23 protein-coding genes and 1 pseudogene are annotated in these 19,990 nt (G+C 42.5%); 11 read left to right on the top strand and 13 right to left on the bottom strand.

Features of this window, described 5'->3' with window-relative positions; genetic code table 11:
* Positions 1-26 precede the first annotated feature (26 nt).
* The 10 genes from rpsU to EZV76_RS09665 all read right to left on the bottom strand — a co-directional run bounded on the left by rpsU (position 27) and on the right by EZV76_RS09665 (position 8,204).
* Positions 27-221, bottom strand: a complete 195-nt coding sequence (gene rpsU, locus EZV76_RS09620; RefSeq protein WP_119642038.1) for a 30S ribosomal protein S21 — start codon at positions 219-221, stop codon at positions 27-29.
* A gap of 69 nt (positions 222-290) precedes the next feature.
* Positions 291-1,430, bottom strand: a complete 1,140-nt coding sequence (locus EZV76_RS09625; RefSeq protein ID WP_136566603.1) for an acyl-CoA dehydrogenase family protein — start codon at positions 1,428-1,430, stop codon at positions 291-293.
* A 34-nt stretch (positions 1,431-1,464) separates the two neighbouring features.
* Positions 1,465-2,322 carry a ComEA family DNA-binding protein gene (locus tag EZV76_RS09630; RefSeq protein WP_136566339.1) on the bottom strand — a complete coding sequence of 286 codons (858 nt, stop codon included), beginning with the start codon at positions 2,320-2,322 and terminating at the stop codon, positions 1,465-1,467.
* 11 nt (positions 2,323-2,333) lie between these two features.
* Positions 2,334-3,953 (bottom strand): alanine/glycine:cation symporter family protein, encoded by a 1,620-nt coding sequence (locus EZV76_RS09635; RefSeq protein ID WP_136566340.1) that lies wholly within the window; start codon positions 3,951-3,953, stop codon positions 2,334-2,336.
* 85 nt (positions 3,954-4,038) lie between these two features.
* Positions 4,039-5,046, bottom strand: coding sequence for a potassium channel family protein (locus tag EZV76_RS09640; RefSeq protein WP_136566341.1), 1,008 nt, complete (start codon positions 5,044-5,046; stop codon positions 4,039-4,041).
* A gap of 3 nt (positions 5,047-5,049) precedes the next feature.
* On the bottom strand, positions 5,050-5,277 hold the full coding sequence (locus EZV76_RS09645; RefSeq protein WP_116217522.1) for a PspC domain-containing protein: 228 nt from the start codon (positions 5,275-5,277) through the stop codon (positions 5,050-5,052).
* An 8-nt stretch (positions 5,278-5,285) separates the two neighbouring features.
* Entirely contained in the window at positions 5,286-6,566 is a 1,281-nt protein-coding gene (locus EZV76_RS09650; protein WP_136566342.1) for a DUF2851 family protein, read from the bottom strand.
* A gap of 70 nt (positions 6,567-6,636) precedes the next feature.
* Positions 6,637-6,948 (bottom strand): rhodanese-like domain-containing protein, encoded by a 312-nt coding sequence (locus tag EZV76_RS09655; protein WP_136566604.1) that lies wholly within the window; start codon positions 6,946-6,948, stop codon positions 6,637-6,639.
* A 78-nt stretch (positions 6,949-7,026) separates the two neighbouring features.
* Positions 7,027-7,641, bottom strand: coding sequence for a thioredoxin family protein (locus EZV76_RS09660; RefSeq protein ID WP_136566343.1), 615 nt, complete (start codon positions 7,639-7,641; stop codon positions 7,027-7,029).
* A 5-nt stretch (positions 7,642-7,646) separates the two neighbouring features.
* Positions 7,647-8,204 (bottom strand): TlpA disulfide reductase family protein, encoded by a 558-nt coding sequence (locus tag EZV76_RS09665; protein ID WP_201741852.1) that lies wholly within the window; start codon positions 8,202-8,204, stop codon positions 7,647-7,649.
* A gap of 133 nt (positions 8,205-8,337) precedes the next feature.
* Here EZV76_RS09665 and EZV76_RS09670 point away from each other — a divergent pair, with 133 nt between their 5' ends.
* From EZV76_RS09670 to EZV76_RS09720, 11 genes are all read left to right on the top strand, one after another.
* The gene (locus EZV76_RS09670; protein WP_136566344.1) at positions 8,338-8,784 is read left to right on the top strand and encodes a MarR family winged helix-turn-helix transcriptional regulator; all 447 of its coding nucleotides are present in this window, start codon (positions 8,338-8,340) and stop codon (positions 8,782-8,784) included.
* Positions 8,785-8,788: 4 nt separating this feature from the next.
* Complete coding sequence (locus EZV76_RS09675) at positions 8,789-9,421, top strand: NAD(P)H-dependent oxidoreductase (RefSeq protein ID WP_136566345.1); 633 nt, start codon at positions 8,789-8,791, stop codon at positions 9,419-9,421.
* A 34-nt stretch (positions 9,422-9,455) separates the two neighbouring features.
* Complete coding sequence (locus EZV76_RS09680) at positions 9,456-10,028, top strand: YceI family protein (RefSeq protein WP_136566346.1); 573 nt, start codon at positions 9,456-9,458, stop codon at positions 10,026-10,028.
* Positions 10,029-10,271: 243 nt separating this feature from the next.
* The gene (locus EZV76_RS09685) at positions 10,272-11,666 is read left to right on the top strand and encodes an anthranilate synthase component I family protein (RefSeq protein ID WP_136566347.1); all 1,395 of its coding nucleotides are present in this window, start codon (positions 10,272-10,274) and stop codon (positions 11,664-11,666) included.
* A gap of 2 nt (positions 11,667-11,668) precedes the next feature.
* Entirely contained in the window at positions 11,669-12,238 is a 570-nt protein-coding gene (locus EZV76_RS09690) for an anthranilate synthase component II (RefSeq protein WP_136566348.1), read from the top strand.
* A 70-nt stretch (positions 12,239-12,308) separates the two neighbouring features.
* Positions 12,309-13,304, top strand: a complete 996-nt coding sequence (trpD, locus tag EZV76_RS09695) for an anthranilate phosphoribosyltransferase (RefSeq protein ID WP_136566349.1) — start codon at positions 12,309-12,311, stop codon at positions 13,302-13,304.
* Positions 13,305-13,389: 85 nt separating this feature from the next.
* Positions 13,390-14,175 (top strand): indole-3-glycerol phosphate synthase TrpC, encoded by a 786-nt coding sequence (gene trpC, locus EZV76_RS09700; RefSeq protein ID WP_136566350.1) that lies wholly within the window; start codon positions 13,390-13,392, stop codon positions 14,173-14,175.
* Positions 14,176-14,282: 107 nt separating this feature from the next.
* A complete protein-coding gene (locus tag EZV76_RS09705; RefSeq protein ID WP_136566351.1) occupies positions 14,283-14,978 on the top strand; it encodes a phosphoribosylanthranilate isomerase in 696 nt (231 codons plus the stop codon).
* Positions 14,979-15,040: 62 nt separating this feature from the next.
* Positions 15,041-16,222, top strand: a complete 1,182-nt coding sequence (gene trpB, locus EZV76_RS09710; RefSeq protein WP_136566352.1) for a tryptophan synthase subunit beta — start codon at positions 15,041-15,043, stop codon at positions 16,220-16,222.
* Positions 16,223-16,287: 65 nt separating this feature from the next.
* Complete coding sequence (gene trpA, locus EZV76_RS09715) at positions 16,288-17,049, top strand: tryptophan synthase subunit alpha (protein ID WP_136566353.1); 762 nt, start codon at positions 16,288-16,290, stop codon at positions 17,047-17,049.
* Positions 17,050-17,082: 33 nt separating this feature from the next.
* The gene (locus tag EZV76_RS09720) at positions 17,083-18,579 is read left to right on the top strand and encodes a M20/M25/M40 family metallo-hydrolase (protein WP_136566354.1); all 1,497 of its coding nucleotides are present in this window, start codon (positions 17,083-17,085) and stop codon (positions 18,577-18,579) included.
* Here EZV76_RS09720 and EZV76_RS09725 read toward each other — a convergent pair.
* The 3 genes and pseudogenes from EZV76_RS09725 to EZV76_RS17505 form a co-directional block, all read right to left on the bottom strand.
* The gene (locus EZV76_RS09725; protein WP_136566355.1) at positions 18,576-19,253 is read right to left on the bottom strand and encodes a uracil-DNA glycosylase family protein; all 678 of its coding nucleotides are present in this window, start codon (positions 19,251-19,253) and stop codon (positions 18,576-18,578) included. The two genes, EZV76_RS09720 and EZV76_RS09725, sit on opposite strands and share 4 nt — an antisense overlap.
* Positions 19,253-19,849, bottom strand: a complete 597-nt coding sequence (locus EZV76_RS09730) for a hypothetical protein (protein WP_236640901.1) — start codon at positions 19,847-19,849, stop codon at positions 19,253-19,255. Before EZV76_RS09730 ends, EZV76_RS09725 begins: the two co-directional genes overlap by 1 nt.
* A pseudogene (locus EZV76_RS17505) lies at positions 19,850-19,978 on the bottom strand (hypothetical protein); the annotation flags it as partial.
* Between the last annotated feature and the right edge of the window lie 12 nt (positions 19,979-19,990).

Raw genomic sequence — 19,990 nt, forward strand, 5'->3', positions numbered from 1 at the left:
ATACTTTATATGTTCTATTCAAGAGCCTATACTTCCTCTTGGTCCCTCAAGCCTTGAATGTACTGTGCTTTCTGAATCTCAGCTCTACGCTGTACGGAAGGTTTAGTGAACTGCTGTCTGCTTCTCAACTGACGCATGGTCCCGGTCTTATCAAACTTACGCTTGAAACGCTTTAAAGCTCTATCGATGTTTTCTCCTTCTTTTACTGGTATAATTAACATGGGCTACAACCTCCTTTCTTTTAGAATTTTGGAGTGCAAATATACACCTAAATACTATTAACAAACAAATTACTTTAGAATATTTCTGGAAATCACCACTTTTTGGATTTCCGTGGTACCTTCCCCTATGGTACAAAGCTTGGAGTCACGATAAAACTTCTCCACTGGGAAATCTTTCGTATACCCATAACCTCCATGGATTTGAACCGCCTCATTGGCCACTTTGACACACACTTCCGATGCGTACATTTTGCACATGGCCCCGAGTTTGGTCATAGGCCGACCCTCATTTTTCAGGAACGCTGCTTTATGGAGCAATAGTTCCGAAGCCTCAATTTCCGTGACCATATCTGCCAATTTAAAGGATATACCTTGAAATTCACAAATGGGCTTGCCAAATTGGGTTCGTTCTTTGGAATACTTCAAAGCAGCCTCATATGCACCTTTGGCCACTCCCAAGGATAGTGCTCCAATGGAAATCCTTCCTCCATCCAACACCTTCATGGATTGGATAAAACCATCCCCTACTGCTCCCAACCTGTTTGCATCGGGTATCCTACAATCTGAAAATATAAGTTCTGCGGTTTCACTGGCCCGCATTCCCAACTTGTCTTCTTTTTTACCACTGGTGAATCCTTTGGTTCCCTTTTCCACGACAAAGGCTGTCATTCCATGGCTATCCCCTTTTTCTCCAGTACGTGCTATCACTACGGCAATATCACCACTCTTTCCATGGGTAATAAAATTTTTGGAACCATTTAAAATCCAATGATCTCCATCTTTCACTGCCGTGGTGTTCATACCACCGGCATCAGAACCTGTATTGTGTTCCGTTAGTCCCCAAGCTCCCAACCATTCGGCAGTTGCCAATTTAGGAATCCACCTTTGTTTTTGCTCTTCGTCACCAAAACTCAAGATATGGTTGGTACATAGCGAATTATGAGCTGCAACCGACAAGCCAATAGACGGGTCGACTTTGGAAATTTCTTCCAAAATGGCAATATATTCATGATATCCCAGTCCAGAACCTCCCAATTCCTCTGGAACCAAAATCCCCATAAATCCCATTTCGCCAGCTTTTTTAAAAACCTCAATAGGAAAAGTTTGGGTTTCGTCCCATTCCATGACATGTGGAAAAATATACTGCTGGGCAAACTCCCGGGCAGACTCAGCAACCATTTTTTGGGTCTCCGAATAATCAAAGTTCATAGTATACAAGGTATCTGTAACCATTCGTGCAATTTTATAGGGTCAAATATAGCTTAATTCTCCCAATCCTTTCCGCAGGCAATACCTTTAGGTTGCTTAATTCGTCCAATGCACCAAATGCCCCGTTCTCCTCCCGATACCGAACAATGGCATGGGCCATATCAGTAGTTATATAGACCAGTTTTGACAATTCTTCTACTGTGGCGGTGTTTATGCTGATTTTTTTGACGGCAGGCGGTTGATGCACTTGAAAACGCTCCATGGCACGCTGTACCACTTCCGGCTCCAAGCCATATACATCATAAAGCTGTTCAGTGACCAAAAATCCACCCAGCCTGTCCCGAAACTTGACAATTCTCTGGGAAAGTTTTGGCCCTATACCATTTACGTCCATTAATTCTTCAGGAGTTGCCCTGTTAAGGTCAGTAACCTCAACAGGTTTCTCTTCAATAGGATGAAAGTGCTTTTTCGAATCATCCTTTTTATCCCAATTGGGAAACTTAAAGTATGGCGACATGGTTTCCAACAGGGAATCTGAAACTTGGGTCACTTGTTGAAACTCTTGCGCCGAATTCACAAACCTTCCCTTGGCCCGGAAGGCAAATAATTTATCCAATTCTTTTGACGACATTCCCAAAACATACCCTTTGTGGTCGGTGATATAATTTGGATTGAACGGAAAAATTTTCAAGGCGCTGATTTGACTTTCCTGCTTTAAGCTATCCAGTCTGGATTGGGCATCGGTATTGATCGCAATCCTTTTATTGCCGTTAAACGGTTTCGCTTTTATGTAGAAAAATATCCCTTGAAGGATAAAAATAATTAGCAACAAAAAAAAGATTCCACTTCGTTCTTGCTTGTTGAACCGGAAGTGGAATCCTTTTTTTTCCAATTGAAATAGTATCAGTAGACCTTATTAATGGCCTTCGTATATCTTTTTAATTCATCTTTCACCCTTGGGAACAGGATAAGTAGCCCCACCATATTTGGGAATACAAGTGCCAAAATCATGGCATCGGAGAATTTAATGACCGCATCCAAAGTAGCTGCAGCTCCAATCACCACGAACAACAAGAACAGTATTTTGTAAGCTATATCCGCGGTCTTGCCCCTTCCAAAGAGATACTTCCAGGATTGGAGTCCATAGTAAGACCATGAAATCATAGTTGAGAAGGCAAACAAGACGATAGCAATAGTAAGCACATATCTAAATCCAGGTATTACAGAATCATAGGCCATTGAGGTCAAATCCACACCTCCAATATAAGTGCCGGACTCATTGATCAAAACTGTACTTCCAACTGCATTTCCATAATCGAAAGCCCCAGCATCCATATTAAAAAAGATAATCACCAAAGCGGTCATTGTACAGATAACAACCGTATCAATAAAAGGCTCCATAAGCGCCACCAATCCTTCAGAAGCAGCATACTTGGTTTTTACCGCGGAGTGGGCAATAGATGCAGAACCAGCACCTGCCTCATTGGAAAAAGCCGCTCGTTGAAATCCAACTATGATTACTCCCAAAATACCTCCCAAACCTGCTTCTGGCGTAAATGCTCCAGCAAAAATCATGGAAACCGCATCTCCGATGTACTTGATGTTGGCAAAAATGATAATCAAGGAAGCAATTACATAAATCACAGCCATAAACGGAACAATCTTCTCAGTGACACTGGCAATCTTTTTGATACCTCCAATAATCACAATTCCTACCAAAACAGCCAATACAATCCCTATGACCACACCAACTGCTCCACCTTCTAAATTAAACATGGTGGACAACTGTACCGCAGCTTGGTTGGATTGAAATGCGTTTCCTCCTCCGAAGGAGGCACCAACGCACAATATGGCAAAAATGACAGCCAATATTTTCCCTAGGCTTTTAAGCCCCTTTTTCTCAAGACCTCTTGACAAGTAGTACATAGGACCACCATGAACCACTCCATTATCGTCAACATCCCTGTATTTTACCCCAAGAGTACATTCCACAAATTTGGTTGACATCCCGATTAATCCACAGACAATCATCCAAAAGGTAGCCCCGGGACCACCAAGTGCAATAGCTACGGCAACACCAGCTATGTTTCCTAAGCCAACTGTTCCTGAAACCGCAGTTGCCAGTGCCTGAAAATGGCTTACCTCCCCTTCTTCGCTTTCATCGCGAATGGTATCAGGGATATCACCATCATCAGTCATGTGCAATTCCACTTTTTCAAGACCGTACATTTCAACTTCCTCATATTTGCCCCGCACCACGTTGATGGCCAACGGAAACTTTAAAATGTTGGGGAATTTGAAATAAATTGTAAAAAATGTCGCTCCAAAAACCAACAAAATAAGAACAATGGGCACGTTGTACTGTCCTACTGGTATCGATGTAAGGACGAATCCTTCCCACCAAACAGCAAAAGGCATGAATGCGTCGTTTACACGCTCATCCAAGCCTTTCTTTGTAGCTTCTTGTGCAAAAGTTGATAGTGGCAACAATAAGGTTAAAACTGAAAGAAGTTTATACTTCATAAATGAGTTTTTGATTATTTGATTTGATGTAATTCGGGCAATATCATAAAAAAAATTTACGCAGAAAAATTTAATGATCTTTTAACTATCCTATTCGAAACATTTGGTTGAGTTTTCGTATTTGTTCCGGCCTACCCAATACAATCACCTTGCTTTTGGGTTGAAGTACCACATCTGCTTCTGGGTTGATAATATATTCACCATCGGGAGCTATGTACCCTATTATAGTGCAACCTGTTTTTCTACGCAGATCCAAATCACGTATGGAACTGCAATCTATTTGGTTGGTAAACTCCTCGATCTCCACTTCTTCCAAATTGGTGGTATGTTCGCCTTCCACGGATAGTTTATCCATAAAAGTGATCAAATCGGGCATGACCACCAGCGATGCCATATGGTCTCCCCCTATCTTATCGGGCATGATTACCTTGTCCGCTCCCGCAAACTCCAATTTTTTTAACGAGGTCACCTGGGAAGCCCTACTTATAATGAAGAGTTGTTTGTTCAATTGCCGGGCAGAAAGTACAATGAACAAGTTGGCAGCATCATCGGGTACGGCGGTGATCAAGTATTGGGCCTTTTCTATGCCTGCTTGCAGTAAGATATCGTCCTCATTGGCATCGCCTTCCACGAACAAGATCTCATTTTCGTAACGCTCAATAACTTCCTTGTCCCGTTCTATTACCACAAAAGGTTTGTTGTAAGCCATCAGCTTTTCTGCCGCCTGCATACCATTTCTACCAAAACCGCAGACCACTACATGTTTTGAGAGACTTTCTATCTGTTTTCTCACTTTTTTCTTTTTTAACAGCTCCAAGGAGCTTCTTCCCAAAATATATTCCGTGACCACCGATATGGCAAAAGCAAAAATGAAAACACTGGTCACAATTAAAATTACAGTAAAAATCTTTGCTTCGGCATCCAATGGCCTAACTTCCGAAAAACCCACAGTAGTAACCGTGATTATGGTCATGTAGAGGGCTTCAATCCAAGTATAATCGGATATTAACCGATAGCCCACTACGCCGAACAATAGAACCAACACCATTAAAGACAGGGCCAATACTATTTTTGAGCGCAGGAGTCGTATCATATTTTACAGATCAAAAACCGAGGTTCTCTTGGTGTAGACCAAATCCTTGATCTTTAACCAAAATGCAATAAAGAGGTAGAGGGCAAAACCAAATCCTAGGGTAACAAAGGTGAGATATATAAAAGTAGTACGCACCACTCTTGCACGAATGCCCAAGCGTTCCGCTATGCGCCTGCAGACCTCAAAACCCCTTTTTTGGAAATAGTACAGCGTATCGTAGAATAAAGCCATGGCTAAAATTATGTATTTCTGTTCAATAAATGGACGCCCAATGCGCATTGAAGACATTTATTTTTTGAGCAGTATTGGGTGTGTAGTTGAATTTTGGCCTGACTTTCGAGTGCATTTTTTGTGGGGGAACCCAAACTTGTGAATCCATCCACAATGGTGTTTTTTTCCTTTCCAATTTGCGAAACCAAAGAAATTAGCTCATCGTTTACATCTTTGCCCATATGTTTTGCATGACAAAATTTGAGGGGAATCACGGTGTTTATAACCAACAAATCGATAAAACTTTTGGAAAGCCTTTTTTGACTCTTCTTGGATTCTTTACCAAAGGTATAATGGTTTTCCCAGTAGGTGGCTACACCTATATGGAAGCTCTTATAAAAATCCTGCAAATCTTCAAGCTCCATGAGATGGGAGAAAAGATGTTGCTGTTTTACGTAAAGATGCGCCAATTGTGATATTCTTATGGTAGGAAAATTGGCAGGACGCAATCCATAAAAATCAGGCTTTCCCAAAGCTGATGACAAGCCAAATTTTCTGGTCAGATATTGATACTCCTTTTTGAGATGCAAATAATATTGGTCCGGGAAATCATCCATGTGCAAAAGTCCAAAGTGCCCAAATAGCAGGCTTTCAAGTTGCCACCATTCACCACTTGCTTTTCTGACTATGGAAAAATCCAGCTTTTGGGCTTGCTCCAGAAAATATTTACCATTGACCTTGGTCCCAAAATTCTTGGCCAATAGGGTAAACAGTACCCCTTCCCAATCGCTGTTGGACTTTTGAAGAAGTTCAAAAATGAAATTGGATTTTTGTTCTAGGCGTTCAATATAGAGCCTGTGGAGCCAATTTTCTACCAAGAACGTATCAATTCCACCAAAATCCTTTTCGCAATTGATAAATTTTGGCCTTGCATTTTCCAATAGATTCCTGTACCGACCCAGCAATCCGGTAGATACATAGTTTTTAACCTCCAAAGTGCAAATTGGCGATCCATCTTTCCGAAAAATGGAAATATCATCTTCCCAAACCACATGTAGAATAACATTATCGTAGTTGGGGTCAATCTCATGATGATGGGCATACCAATCCGAGGATTTCAGATGGATTTCCACATTGCCCACCCAGGTTTGCGAACCGATTTCCACTCTGGCATTGAAAAAATCTGGACCTGCATACTGATTTGGGACTCCCGGGGCCTTAATGTATATGGCTTCGTTGGCAGTTGAGGTAAGTTGTCTTCCATGAAGCTTTTTTTGCCCCCATATAAAATGGAGCAAGTCTTCCTTCATGCCGACAATATACTAAATTGGCCAACATTTTTGGAACAATCTAAAAAATAGGTGATTTTGTCAGCCTTGGTTACTCGGCCACCTCACCTTCCCAGTTCATGAATCCTCCTTCAAGGTTATAGGTGTTTTCAAAGCCAATGCTGTTCATGATCGCGCAGGCCTGTCCGCTTCGGTTACCCGACCTACAATAAACGTAGTAATTCTTGGATTTGTCCAATTCCTCCAGCTCATCAATAAACTCCTGACCTAAATAAATGTCTATTTTGATGGCATTTGGAATATACCCTTCTTCAATTTCTTCTGGGGTCCTGACATCCAAAATAACGGCATTGTCATCATTTTCCAATTGCTCTGTCCACTCTTCTTGTGATAAATCCATAATTGCTATAGGTTTAGATTCTGCAAAAATAAAAATCCGAAGCGTTACTCCGGATTTCAATACTATAAATTTTATCTGTTCCTATCGAATGCCACACCCAATGGCCTTTGTGGTCTTGGTTTTGATTTCCTTTCCAGCCAACAGGGCATCCACGGCATTCTCAACAAATTTTTCCTCTACCTGGGACGCATCACGATAGTTGTCGTCAATGGCACCAATATATTTCACCACATTACCACGGTCTGTTTTTTCCAGTAAAAAAACATGTGGCGTTCGTGTGGCGCCGTATTGAGGGTATATGGTTTGGCCTTTATCAAACAAGTATGGGAATGAAAAATTCTTTTCCGCAGCACGGGCCTTCATTTTCTCAAAACTATCACCCGGTTTGGCTGCCGGATTATTTGGGTTGATTGCAATTACAGGTATTCCTTGGGGTTTGTACTTGGCGTCCAAAGCATTTATACGATCTTCGTAAGCCACTGAATAGGGGCAGGTGTTACAGGTGAAAATGACCAAATAGCCCTTCGCTTCTTTAAAATCTGAGAGGGAGACCATGTTTCCGTCTATATTCTTGAGCGAGAAATCTGTTGCAACGTCACCAATCCCATATCCATCAACATCAAGGTTGGAAGATACTGTAAAGGCTCCCAAGGACAGAACCAACACAAACAATCCAAACATCTTAATTGTTCTCATGACGTTTAGTTTAAAAATTTGTCCAACTCTTGATTTAATTCCTCGTAGGTGAAACCTTTTTCATAAAAGTTTCTTTTCTCCTTATTATATATTAAGGTAGCCGGTATGCCTCCTCCCCACTCTTCAGATACTTTGGGAATCCATTCGTTTTGTTTGGGATCGTCCAAAATGACCACTTTGGATTTCATGCCCTTCTTTTCCACAAAGGGCTCCAATCTGGACTTCCACATATTGGGCATATCCAAACTGACCAACAACACTTCCACATTGTTATCTTTTTGCTCTGCATTGATTCGTTCAAAATAGGGCAGTTCCACTATACAGGGTTTGCACCAGGTAGCCCAAAAGTTTATAATATAGGTCTTACCATCGTCTTTATGTAAAAGTGGTTCAAACTCTTCAAAATCATAGACAGGAAATTTTACATCCTCATTCTTGTTAGTTTGCACCAACGCATAATCCTGTGGCTCAGAAAGATTTTCTGCGGACCCTTTTTCCGTTTTGTTTCCACACCCCAGAGCAATAGACAACACCAATACAATCATCAATACCAAGTTCTTCATTATCTGAATTTTAACCTATTAAATTTACAAATTGTAACTGCCTTCATTTCTGTTTTAACAAAAATTTATCTGTCAAGTCAAAGGTAGAAACAAAAATTCAACATACATTTGTATATACAAATATTGTTTATACATGAATGTTGAGGAAATCATAAAGACAACTAAGAAAATGCCGTTGGAGACGCGAACGTTGATTCACATCACCCTGATTCACAACAAAATCTATGAACATGTGGGAAATGCTTTAAAGCCTTTTGAGGTTTCGCTCCAACAATTTAACGTATTGCGCATTCTTAGAGGACAGAAAGGCAAGCCGGCCAACTTGTCCACACTAAACGAACGGATGGTGACCAAGATGAGCAATACCACCCGGTTGGTTGACAAACTTTTGGCCAAGGGATATGTTGATCGCTGCGTGTGTCCATCAAACCGACGAAAGGTCGAAATTTTGATTACCGAAAGTGGTTCCCAAGCTTTGACCCAAATGGATAAAGTAGTGGCCGAGACCGAAAATGAAATCGTTCAACATTTCTCAAAACAAGAATTGGAACAATTAAACCTCTTATTGGATAAATTTTAATACAATGAACAACATTTTAGAACATAGAACATGGCGGTACGCCACCAAAAAATTTGATGCATCAAAAAAAATATCGCATCAAGATCTTGAGACACTATTGGAAGCAACGCGTTTGAGTGCCTCTTCCTATGGTTTGCAACCGTATCACGTATTTGTGATCACCGATCCCGAAATCAGGGAAAAACTAAAACCCGTTTCTTGGAACCAGACTCAAATCAAGGATGCATCGCACCTTATCGTGTTTGCCCATGCAACGGATTTTGGCGAGGAGTTGGTAGATGATTTCATTACCAATCTGAGTGATACAAGAGATATTCCTTTGGATGGCCTCAATGGCTATGCCGAGATGATGAAATCCAACTTGTTGGGCCTACCCACCGATGTGAAAGCAAGCTGGGCGGGAAAACAAGTGTACATCGCTTTAGGCAACGCCTTGCAGGCTGCCGCGGAACTGCAAATAGACACCTGTCCCATGGAAGGTTTTCAACCGGAAGAATACAACAGAATCTTGGGCCTTACCGATAAAAATCTAAATGCGGCTGTAGTATTGGCAGTAGGCTACCGATCCCAAGAGGATGAAACCCAACATTTGCCAAAGGTCAGAAAATCAAAAGAGGAATTATTCACCCATATATAATCGTAACATTTAAAAACAAAAATTAAACACAATCATGAAAAAGACAATTTTAAGCTTGGTATTGACCACGTTCATTGGTGCTTCCACAATGGCAAATCCTATTGAAAAAGAAACCAAAACCGTTAAGGCCGAAGAAAGCAAAGTAACCTGGAAAGCATACAAGGTTGCCGGTTCCCATACCGGAACCGTAAAATTGCAATCCGGTGCCTTGGAATTTGACGGCGACAAACTGGTAGGCGGTGAGTTTGTAGTGGACATGACCTCTATAAATACCACTGACCTGGAAGGCGACTATAAGAACAAATTGGACGGACACTTAAGTTCGGCTGATTTCTTTTCCACTGAAAATAATCCAACATCAAAATTAGTGTTCACCAAAGTAAAATCCTCGGGAAAAAATAGCTATGAAGTTACTGGTGACCTAACCATAAAAGGCATTACAAAGCCTGTTACTTTTGATGTATCTGTTTATGGAAGCAAAGCCACTGCCACTTTGAAAGTAGATAGGACCAAGTACGACATCAAGTACAGCTCTGGTCTTATTGGCACAGCAAAGGACAAATTGATTTATGATGAATTTGATTTGGTAGTTGATTTGCAGATGTAATCAGCTCCTGTTTAGTGTGTGGGAATCCCGTTTAAGACTGTCTTGGACGGGATTTCCAATTTTAAAACAAATCTTTGTTTGCTGGTTAAATTTTCCTTTCTATATTTGAAGCAATGAATCACAGAATTGCAAATACTTGGTGGTGGATCAACTTACTTCGAAAGTCGTGAGCTAAGTCCCCATTATAACCATACAAGAGGCTTGTCATCACGACAGGCCTTTTTTAATTTATAACAGTTTAAGATGTATAAACTTCAAACCCATTACAAAAAAATCCTGGCAGACACCATTACCCCGGTGAGCGTCTACCTGAAAATTCGGGACAAGTTCCCCAACAGCATCCTTTTGGAAAGTAGCGATTACCATGCCAACGACAACAGTTTTTCATATATCTGCTGCAATCCCATTGCCTACATCAAAGTGGAAAATGAAACCATTACCCAAAGGTTTCCTGACGGTTCCAAAGATATTACCCCGATCACACCCGAAACCGATGTCACCGAGGTGATACACCACTTCGGACAGCAATTTTCGGTGACCCAAAACGGGTTCAAGTTTATATACAATGGTCTTTTTGGCTATATGGCCTACGATGCAGTCCGCTATTTTGAGGATGTAGAGATCTCGAAAAAGGAGGATTCTGTCAGCATCCCGGATATTTACTACGCCGTATATCAGAACATCATTGCCATAAACCACTTTAAGAACGAAGCCTATCTTTTTGCCCATTGCTACAATACCCAAAGCAATGTGGATGAGATAGAACAGCTTTTCAATGTTCGGAACTTCGCCTCCTACAATTTCACCAAGGAAGGCGAACCCAAATCCAACCTAAAGGACGAAGAGTATAAGGCCCATGTGGAGCTGGCCAAAAAGCACTGTCAGCGTGGGGATGTGTTCCAATTGGTATTGTCCCGAAGGTTCACCCAAAAATTCAAAGGGGACGAATTCAATGTATACCGGGCACTACGTTCCATTAACCCCTCCCCTTACCTCTTCTATTTTGATTATGGCAACTTTAAGATCTTTGGCAGCTCGCCCGAAGCACAATTGATCGTAAAGGACGGCAAAGCCGAAATCCATCCCATTGCCGGCACCTACAAACGAACCGGAAATGATGAAAAAGACGCCGAACTGGCCAAACAATTGGCCCAGGACAATAAGGAAAATAGCGAGCATGTGATGTTGGTAGATTTGGCCCGTAACGATCTCAGTCGCAATGGAAATACCGTAAATGTGGACACGTATCGGGAGGTGCAGTATTTCTCACATGTAATCCATTTGGTGTCGAAGGTCACCGCGGAAAAAAAACAGGACATCACCACCATGAAAGTAGTGGCCGATACCTTCCCTGCGGGAACCTTGAGTGGTGCGCCCAAACATATGGCCATGCAACTCATTGAAAAATATGAAAAAACAAGTAGGGCCTATTATGGTGGTGCCATTGGCTTTATGGATTTCAAGGGCAATTTTAACCATGCCATCATGATCCGCACCTTTTTGAGCAAAAACCATGAACTGCACTACCAGGCTGGTGCAGGATTGGTAGCTGCTTCCAACCCGGACGACGAATTACAAGAGACCTATAACAAATTGGGCGCATTGAACAAAGCCCTTGAAATTGCAGAAACCATCTGATCATGGGAAGAAAGATTTTAATGATAGACAACTACGATAGCTTCACCTATAACTTGGTGCACTATCTTGAAGATTTGGATTGTGAGGTCACTGTAAAACGGAACGATCAGCTCACTTTGGAGGAAGTGGAACCCTTTGACCTTATAGTATTGTCTCCTGGACCCGGGATTCCAGATGAAGCCGGACTGCTCAAGGAAATTATCAAGACCTACTCCCCTACCAAACGGATTTTTGGGGTGTGTCTGGGGCAACAGGCCATCGGTGAAGTGTTTGGAGGAAGCTTGATCAACCTCGATCAAGTTTACCACGGAGTGGCCACCACCATCACGGTGACCCAAGACGACCCAATTTATAAAGGATTGCCCAAAGAACTCCAAGTAGGGAGGTACCATTCTTGGGTAGTGGACCCCAATCTACCCGAGGAACTGGAAACCACATCGGTGGATGAAAACGGACAAATCATGTCGCTTCGTCATAAAAAGTACGATGTGACCGCCGTACAGTTTCACCCGGAGTCCGTACTGACACCAGAAGGAAAACAAATGCTAAAAAATTGGTTGGATAGCAAATAGATTTGAGATATGGGATTTTGGTAGTGAGAAGCATTTCAATACTCACTTCTAATATCTAAATACTAAAAGAATGAAAGAGACATTAAATAAACTTATCAATCACGAGATACTGCCCAAGGAAGAGGCCAAACAGATTTTGGTGAATATTGCCAAAGGCGATTACAACACCTCTCAAATTGCGGCATTCCTTACCGTGTATATGATGCGAAGCATCACCATTGAAGAACTGGAAGGCTTCCGGGATGCCCTCTTGGAACTTTGTCTGGCCGTGGATTTATCCGATTACGACCCCATCGACCTTTGTGGAACTGGCGGTGATGGTAAGGACACCTTCAACATCTCCACACTGGCTTCATTTGTAACAGCCGGAGCCAGCGTAAAAGTGACCAAGCATGGCAATTATGGAGTTTCCTCAAAATGCGGGAGCAGTAATGTGATGGAATTCCTGGGCATCAAGTTCAGTAATGAGGCCGATTTCTTGAAGAAATCCATTGAGGAAGCGGGTATTTGTGTGCTGCATGCCCCTTTGTTCCACCCCGCCATGAAAAATGTGGCCCCCATCCGAAGGGAACTGGCCGTAAAGACCTTTTTCAATATGTTGGGCCCCATGGTGAATCCCGCTTTTCCAAAAAATCAAATGGTGGGTGTGTTTAATTTAGAGTTGGCCAGAATGTACGGATACCTTTATCAGAATACTGATAAAAAATTCACGGTACTCCATGCCTTGGACGGGTATGACGAAATTTCCTTGACTGGAGACACCAAAACCATTTCCAACAACACCGAGGCCATGCTAAGCCCAAGTGACTTTGGGGTTGATAAAATTTCCCAAAAAGACATCACCGGAGGTGAGGACATTGCGGCATCAGCACAGATATTTTTGAATGTATTGAATGGCAAGGGCACCGAAGCACAGAACAATGTGGTCTGCGCCAATGCCGGAGTGGCCATTGCCACCGTGGAAAGTATTACCCCAAAAGCCGGCTTTGAAAAAGCCAAGGAAGCTCTGTTGGGTGGTAAGGGATTGGAAGCTTTGAAAAAATTGCAGGAATTGAGTAAAAACTAGCTGTCATTTCGAATGAATGTGAGACATCTCTACAAAAAAGATTTCTCAATCGCTTTGCTCATTTCGAAATGACAAATAACAACTTATGAACATTCTAGATAAAATAGTAGCCGATAAACGCAAGGAGGTCGATTTGAAAAGATCATTGATCACCCCTTCACAATTAGAGCAATCCGTATTGATGGAACGCACTTCTGCCTCCTTGGCCACAGCCTTGCGAAACAGTACCACAGGCATCATCGCGGAACACAAACGACGTTCCCCTTCCAAATCGGTCATCAACCAAGGTCTGAATGTACAGGACGTGGCCACGGGATATGAAATGGCCGGTGTATGCGGCATGTCGGTTTTGACCGATGGCAAATATTTTGGGGGCTCCTTGGACGACTTGATCTTGGCCCGTGCTGCGGTGAACATCCCCCTGCTTCGCAAAGAGTTCATTATTGACGAATACCAGATATTGGAGGCCAAGGCCCATGGTGCCGACGTGATTTTGCTGATTGCGGCCATTTTAGACCGGAAAGAAATCAAAACCTTTTCGGAAATGGCAAAAAGTTTCGGCTTGGATGTACTATTGGAAGTACACAATGAAGAAGAACTGCAAAAATCCATCATGCCCAGCTTGGACATGCTTGGGGTAAACAATCGGAACCTAAAAACCTTTGAAGTAAGCTTGGAAACCAGCAAATCCCTTTCGGAACAGATTCCCAGTGATTTTGTAAAGGTTTCTGAAAGCGGCATCAGTTCTGTGGAAGCCATAAAGGACCTGCAAACCTATGGTTACCAAGGTTTTTTAATTGGGGAGAATTTCATGAAAACGGATGATCCTGGAAAGAGTGCAAAGGAATTTATAAATGAATTAAATAGATAAGGTTATTTCGAACTGTCAGATTGAGCGCAGTCGAAATCAAAGTGAGAAGTCTGATCTGAGATTCCTCCATCACTTCGCTGATATCGGAATGACAAAAAAATTGAACTATGAAACTAAAGGTCTGCGGCATGAACCAAAATCCCCTTGAGGTGGCCCAATTGCAACCCGACTATCTGGGTTTCATTTTTTGGGAACCTTCCTCGCGCGCCTTTGAAGGTGAACTGCCAAACCTGTCCAAGTCCATCAAAAAAGTAGGGGTTTTTGTGGATGCACCTTTGGAGGAAGTTTTGGAAAAAGTTGCACAATATCAATTGGATGCCGTACAACTTCATGGCAAGGAAAGTGTTGCTTATTGCGAGGAATTAAAATCCAACTTTTTGTCATTTCGAGCGCAGTCGAGAAATAAAAAAGTATCCGATAAAAATGAGGTCTCGACTGCGCTCGACCTGACAGGTATGGACATCATCAAGGTTTTTTCCATCAAGGACAATTTTGATTTCTCCATTTTGAAAGCGTACGAAGCGGTATGCGATTATTTCCTGTTCGACACCAAAGGAAAGCTTCCCGGTGGGAACGGTTATACCTTTGACTGGTCCATCTTGGAAAACTATCCATCTACCCAACCTTTCTTTTTAAGTGGAGGCATTGGTTTGGAATCCGTTGAAAAATTGAAAGAATTCATGAACAGTCCGGCCTCAACATACTGTTACGCCATCGATGTCAACAGTAAATTTGAATTGGAACCCGGACGAAAAGATATCACAACATTGAAAGTGTTTCAAGAATCACTTTCTGAATTTTAACCAAATAAACAATTGCCTAAAACAGGTAATTGAGAATTGATAACTGATAATTGTAAATTGATATGAGCTATCACGCTGATGAAAGGGGTTATTACGGTGAGTTTGGGGGTGCCTATATCCCAGAAATGCTCTACCCCAATTGTGAGGAACTCCGGCAAAACTACCTCCGTATCATGGCGGAGCCTTCCTTTCAGGAAGAATTCCATCAATTGTTGAAGGATTATGTGGGCCGGCCAACCCCACTCTATTTTGCCAAACGCCTTTCCGAAAAATACAACACCAAAATCTACCTAAAACGGGAAGATTTATGCCATACTGGGGCACACAAAGTCAACAATACCATTGGTCAGATTTTGATGGCCAAAAAATTGGGCAAAAACCGAATCATTGCCGAGACCGGCGCAGGTCAGCATGGAGTGGCCACGGCCACCGTCTGTGCACTGATGGGCATCAAGTGTGTGGTATACATGGGTGAGATTGATATTGCCCGACAAGCGCCCAATGTGGCTCGTATGAAAATGCTTGGGGCCGAAGTACGCCCCGCTCTATCAGGCAGCAGGACCCTTAAGGATGCCACCAACGAGGCTATCCGCGATTGGATCAACAACCCGGTGGACACCCATTACATCATTGGTTCGGTGGTGGGACCCCACCCCTACCCAGATATGGTGGCCCGGTTTCAGTCCGTGATTTCCGAAGAGGTCAAATCCCAGCTTCTGGAAAAAGAAGGTCGTAAAAATCCAGACTATGTAGTGGCTTGTGTGGGCGGTGGAAGCAACGCCGCGGGGGCTTTCTATCATTACTTAGATGAGGCCGAGGTAGGTATCATTGCGGTTGAGGCCGCCGGTAAAGGCATCCATTCCGGGGAAAGTGCCGCCACCTCAGCACTTGGCAAAGTGGGTATCATCCATGGCAGTAAGACCTTACTGATGCAAACCGCGGATGGACAGATTACCGAACCGTATTCCATTTCCGCTGGACTGGACTATCCGGGTGTTGGACCTCTGCATGCCCATTTATATGTTTCGGGAAGAGGTGAGTTTATTTCCATTACCGATGATGAGGCCATGAAGGCAGGATTGGGGCTCTGTGAGCTGGAAGGTATCATTCCTGCTATCGAGTCATCCCACGCACTCGCCATTTTTGAGGATAGGAAGTTCAAAGAAGATGATGTTGTGGTGGTAAACCTATCTGGACGAGGCGATAAGGACCTACAGAATTACATAGATTATTTTGGACTTTAGATGATAGACAGTAGAACCAAGACCTATTTTCACAATCTTATGTCTCACATCTCAAATCTCATTTTATGAACAGAATCAAACAAAAACTACAAGAGGATAAAAAGATTCTCTCCATCTATTTCACTGCAGGTTATCCCAAACTGGATGATACCGTAAAAATCATCCAAGATCTGGAGAAAAACGGGGTGGACCTTATTGAAATTGGATTGCCCTTTAGCGATCCCTTGGCGGATGGCCCTACCATTCAGGAAAGTTCAACCATTGCCCTTAAAAATGGCATGCATACCGAACTACTCTTTGAGCAACTCAAGGATATAAGGGAAACCGTTTCCATCCCCTTGATCATCATGGGCTATTTCAATCCAATATTTCAATACGGCGTGGAGGCCTTTTGCCAAAAATGTAAGGACATAGGTATTGATGGGCTTATTTTGCCCGACCTACCGTTGGATGTGTACCAAGAGGAATACGAGACCATCTTTAAAAAATATGGATTGATCAATGTGTTTTTGATCACCCCCCAAACCGGTGAAGCACGGATCAGGGCCATTGACAAGGCTTCGGACGGATTTATTTATATGGTCAGTTCTGCCAGTACAACTGGGGCCAAATCGGGTTTTGGAGCTGAACAGACCCAATATTTTGACCGTGTCGCTGCAATGGAACTGAACAATCCCCAAATTGTGGGCTTTGGCATCAGCAATGCAGAAACCTTTGATCAGGCCACAAAAAACACCAAAGGAGCGATTATTGGTTCGGCCTTCATCAAACACTTGACCCAAAATGGAGTGGATCATATAAGTGATTTTGTAAATCAAATTCGTTAATTTTCGTGTTCAAAAAACAACCTGAAAATCACTATGAAAAAAGCTGTCTTTTTCCTTTTCACCATATGCACCTTTTCTATTTTTGCCCAAGATGAAGTAGCCATAAAAAGTCAAGTAGCCCATGCCATTACAGAGCTTAGGGAATTTATTGCTATTCCCAACGACGCCCTTAATGCCGATGATATTGATGACAATGTGCTTTGGCTCAAACGTAAATTCAGTGAGCGTGGTTTTAACACCGCTGTTTTGGAAACGGAAAACATGCCCTTGTTTTTTGCGGCTTTACCTGTTGAAGACGACAAGCCTACCATGCTCATCTATATGCATTTTGATGGGCAGTCCGTAGACCCTTCCAAATGGGACCAACCCAATCCGTACCAAGTTGTGCTAAAGGCCCCGGAGGGGGATGGATTCAAAACAGTCTCTTTTGATGAACTGGATGATGACATCAACTATGACTGGCGACTTTTCGGGCGTTCCACATCGGATGACAAATCACCCATTGTTATGTTGTTGAATACCATTGACTTGCTTAAAAAAGAAGGGGCTGAAATTCCATTTAACGTCAAGGTCATTCTGGATGGTGAGGAAGAAAAAAGCAGTCAACCTTTGCCCAAAGCGGTAAAGCAATACCGTGAATTGTTGGAGGCCGACTTTTTGGTCATTGCCGACGGCCCTGTACATCCATCGGGAGACCCTACTGTTGTCTTTGGATGTCGCGGCATAACCACACTTACCCTAACTACCTATGGCCCGGTAAAGCCACAACATAGTGGCCATTATGGGAATTATGCCCCCAATCCAGGGTTTCAGTTGGCCCAGTTGTTGGCCAGTATGAAAGATGCGGATGGCAAAGTGACCATTTCAGGGTATTATGATGGCATTTCCATAGATGAGCCCACCATGGCCATATTAAAGAGTGTACCGGACAGTGATGCGGAGATTTCGGACAAATTGCAGTTCAAGTCTGCCGAACAAGTAGGCGGCTTTTATCAAGAAGCCTTGCAGTATCCTTCTTTGAACATTCGTGGAATGGGTTCTGGTTGGATCGGGGAAAAGGCTCGAACCATTGTACCGGAAAGTGCCACCGCCGAGCTTGACCTTCGTTTGGTGGTAGAAACCGATGGCAATCGTCTTAAAAAATTGGTGAAGGACCATATTACCCAACAAGGATATCAGGTTTATGACCATGTACCGACCAAAGCGGAGCGATTGGCCCATGAAAAAGTGGTCACGATGACCGAGGAAAGTGTCACCGATGCCTTCCGAACGGATTTGAATAATCCTTATGGCCAGTTTTTGGTGAAAACCTTGAAAGATACGTTTGGAAAGGATGTCATTCAAATCCGAACCACTGGAGGAACTGTGCCTATTGCACCGTTCATCAACGAGTTGAAGATTCCTGCATTCATTGTTCCCATGGTAAACCCCGACAACAACCAGCATAGTCCCAATGAAAACTTGAAAATTGGGCAACTGGCATATGGCATAAAAACATTTTATGGAATGTTGACTTCTAAATTGAACTAGAAAAACTCCCTGTACTGCATTACCCTGAAATCAACCGTACTGAATTCAGGGTTTTTGCTTTTGAGCTGTTTGTACAGAGGTAAGCTACCCACTGCTCTATTGGCAGCCCCGGAAGGTGCAGTGAGGGAAACTGTCCTTATCATTCTTAACTTCTCGACTGCGCTCGAAGTGAGAGGCAATTCCAACTCATGGATTCTTGGCACCTCATTGGATATTACTTTCAATTTCAAATTGTGTTCTTTCAATAGCCTCCTGAAAAAGTATTCAGGTCCATTTTTGCTATTCCCTCCCGTAAACAAAAGAGTTTCAATATTGGGGTATTGTCGTAAATACCCCAGTAAATCCCGAAGCACCACATTCTGCATTCCCAAATCCGAGGCATCTATTTTTTCCCGTTCGGCGCTTTGGACAATATCGCAGACCCCGATTTTTTGTTCCAACAAAAAGTCTTTGCGCTGTTTGGCGGCTTCATTGGTAGTTTCATACTTGAGTCCCAAATTGAAAATACGATCTAAAATGGGCCACAATTGTCCATTGCAACTTCCGTAACAAAAATCTACATCCTCTGGCTTTAACTCGCCTGTGGTAAATCGAGGTGGTGGTAAGGTCCCTACAATCAGTTTTGTGGCCGCCGGAAATAGGAAAGGTTCATAGGGATGTGTATGCAAAAACATTATTGAAGACCTGCGAATTCCTCCTTTATTTTCTTGACCAATTCCCGGTTCATCCGATAGCTTTGCTTTGACATACTTTCAGATTCAGATATCATTTCTTGATAAACCAGCTTTCCATCTGCCATTCTATCCTGTCGAATCAAAAACCTTGCGAGCTCCAAGCGTTCCCTGTAATTTGAATAGGGAGCATCAAATGCTCTCAAGTACTCTTCGGCCGATATGGGATCATTCCTCTTTTCCAATGCCATTCCGTATAAAAAGGAGGATTTGGACTTCCTAAACCTTGAATCATTCTCTATTCGTTTTGCAGTCTGGATCGCATTGTCAAAATCATCCGAAAAATAATAGGCTTCCACCAATTTTGAAATGACATAAAAATCATTGGCGAAAACATCCTTGAGTGAGGCTTTGTAATTTTCTATGGCCCCCATATTCATACCTTCATTCAAATAGGCGTCCGCAAGTGCAACTCGATTTTCAAAAGTTTCAGAAAATCTAAGCTTCTTTTCCAAATCCTTGATTTTCTTGGAAGGATTGATCACGGTCACCAGACTTTCCTGTACTTTTTCAATATCCCTTCTCTGAAATACATTCATAAAGAGATATAAAATAGAGCCGACTAGGGGAAGAAATATAATGGCAAGAATCCAATAATAGTTATTTCTATTTGCATAACAATGATATACGCAAAAGCCCTGCAATGCAATTATTAAATAATAACCCATTGTCTAAAAATA

The sequence above is a fragment of the Flagellimonas alvinocaridis genome (assembly GCF_004916895.1).
Lineage (GTDB): Bacteria > Bacteroidota > Bacteroidia > Flavobacteriales > Flavobacteriaceae > Flagellimonas > Flagellimonas alvinocaridis.

What these genes read in the sequence shown, in the direction of transcription:
- rpsU (WP_119642038.1), bottom strand. Translation starts at nt 221, where the DNA reads ATGTTAATTATACCAGTAAAAGAAGGAGAAAACATCGATAGAGCTTTA.
- EZV76_RS09625 (WP_136566603.1), bottom strand. Translation starts at nt 1,430, where the DNA reads ATGAACTTTGATTATTCGGAGACCCAAAAAATGGTTGCTGAGTCTGCC.
- EZV76_RS09635 (WP_136566340.1), bottom strand. Translation starts at nt 3,953, where the DNA reads ATGAAGTATAAACTTCTTTCAGTTTTAACCTTATTGTTGCCACTATCA.
- EZV76_RS09640 (WP_136566341.1), bottom strand. Translation starts at nt 5,046, where the DNA reads ATGATACGACTCCTGCGCTCAAAAATAGTATTGGCCCTGTCTTTAATG.
- EZV76_RS09645 (WP_116217522.1), bottom strand. Translation starts at nt 5,277, where the DNA reads ATGGCTTTATTCTACGATACGCTGTACTATTTCCAAAAAAGGGGTTTT.
- EZV76_RS09650 (WP_136566342.1), bottom strand. Translation starts at nt 6,566, where the DNA reads ATGAAGGAAGACTTGCTCCATTTTATATGGGGGCAAAAAAAGCTTCAT.
- EZV76_RS09660 (WP_136566343.1), bottom strand. Translation starts at nt 7,641, where the DNA reads ATGAGAACAATTAAGATGTTTGGATTGTTTGTGTTGGTTCTGTCCTTG.
- EZV76_RS09665 (WP_201741852.1), bottom strand. Translation starts at nt 8,204, where the DNA reads ATGAAGAACTTGGTATTGATGATTGTATTGGTGTTGTCTATTGCTCTG.
- EZV76_RS09670 (WP_136566344.1), top strand. Translation starts at nt 8,338, where the DNA reads ATGAATGTTGAGGAAATCATAAAGACAACTAAGAAAATGCCGTTGGAG.
- EZV76_RS09675 (WP_136566345.1), top strand. Translation starts at nt 8,789, where the DNA reads ATGAACAACATTTTAGAACATAGAACATGGCGGTACGCCACCAAAAAA.
- EZV76_RS09680 (WP_136566346.1), top strand. Translation starts at nt 9,456, where the DNA reads ATGAAAAAGACAATTTTAAGCTTGGTATTGACCACGTTCATTGGTGCT.
- EZV76_RS09685 (WP_136566347.1), top strand. Translation starts at nt 10,272, where the DNA reads ATGTATAAACTTCAAACCCATTACAAAAAAATCCTGGCAGACACCATT.
- EZV76_RS09690 (WP_136566348.1), top strand. Translation starts at nt 11,669, where the DNA reads ATGGGAAGAAAGATTTTAATGATAGACAACTACGATAGCTTCACCTAT.
- trpD (WP_136566349.1), top strand. Translation starts at nt 12,309, where the DNA reads ATGAAAGAGACATTAAATAAACTTATCAATCACGAGATACTGCCCAAG.
- trpC (WP_136566350.1), top strand. Translation starts at nt 13,390, where the DNA reads ATGAACATTCTAGATAAAATAGTAGCCGATAAACGCAAGGAGGTCGAT.
- EZV76_RS09705 (WP_136566351.1), top strand. Translation starts at nt 14,283, where the DNA reads ATGAAACTAAAGGTCTGCGGCATGAACCAAAATCCCCTTGAGGTGGCC.
- trpB (WP_136566352.1), top strand. Translation starts at nt 15,041, where the DNA reads ATGAGCTATCACGCTGATGAAAGGGGTTATTACGGTGAGTTTGGGGGT.
- trpA (WP_136566353.1), top strand. Translation starts at nt 16,288, where the DNA reads ATGAACAGAATCAAACAAAAACTACAAGAGGATAAAAAGATTCTCTCC.
- EZV76_RS09720 (WP_136566354.1), top strand. Translation starts at nt 17,083, where the DNA reads ATGAAAAAAGCTGTCTTTTTCCTTTTCACCATATGCACCTTTTCTATT.
- EZV76_RS09725 (WP_136566355.1), bottom strand. Translation starts at nt 19,253, where the DNA reads ATGTTTTTGCATACACATCCCTATGAACCTTTCCTATTTCCGGCGGCC.
- EZV76_RS09730 (WP_236640901.1), bottom strand. Translation starts at nt 19,849, where the DNA reads ATGAATGTATTTCAGAGAAGGGATATTGAAAAAGTACAGGAAAGTCTG.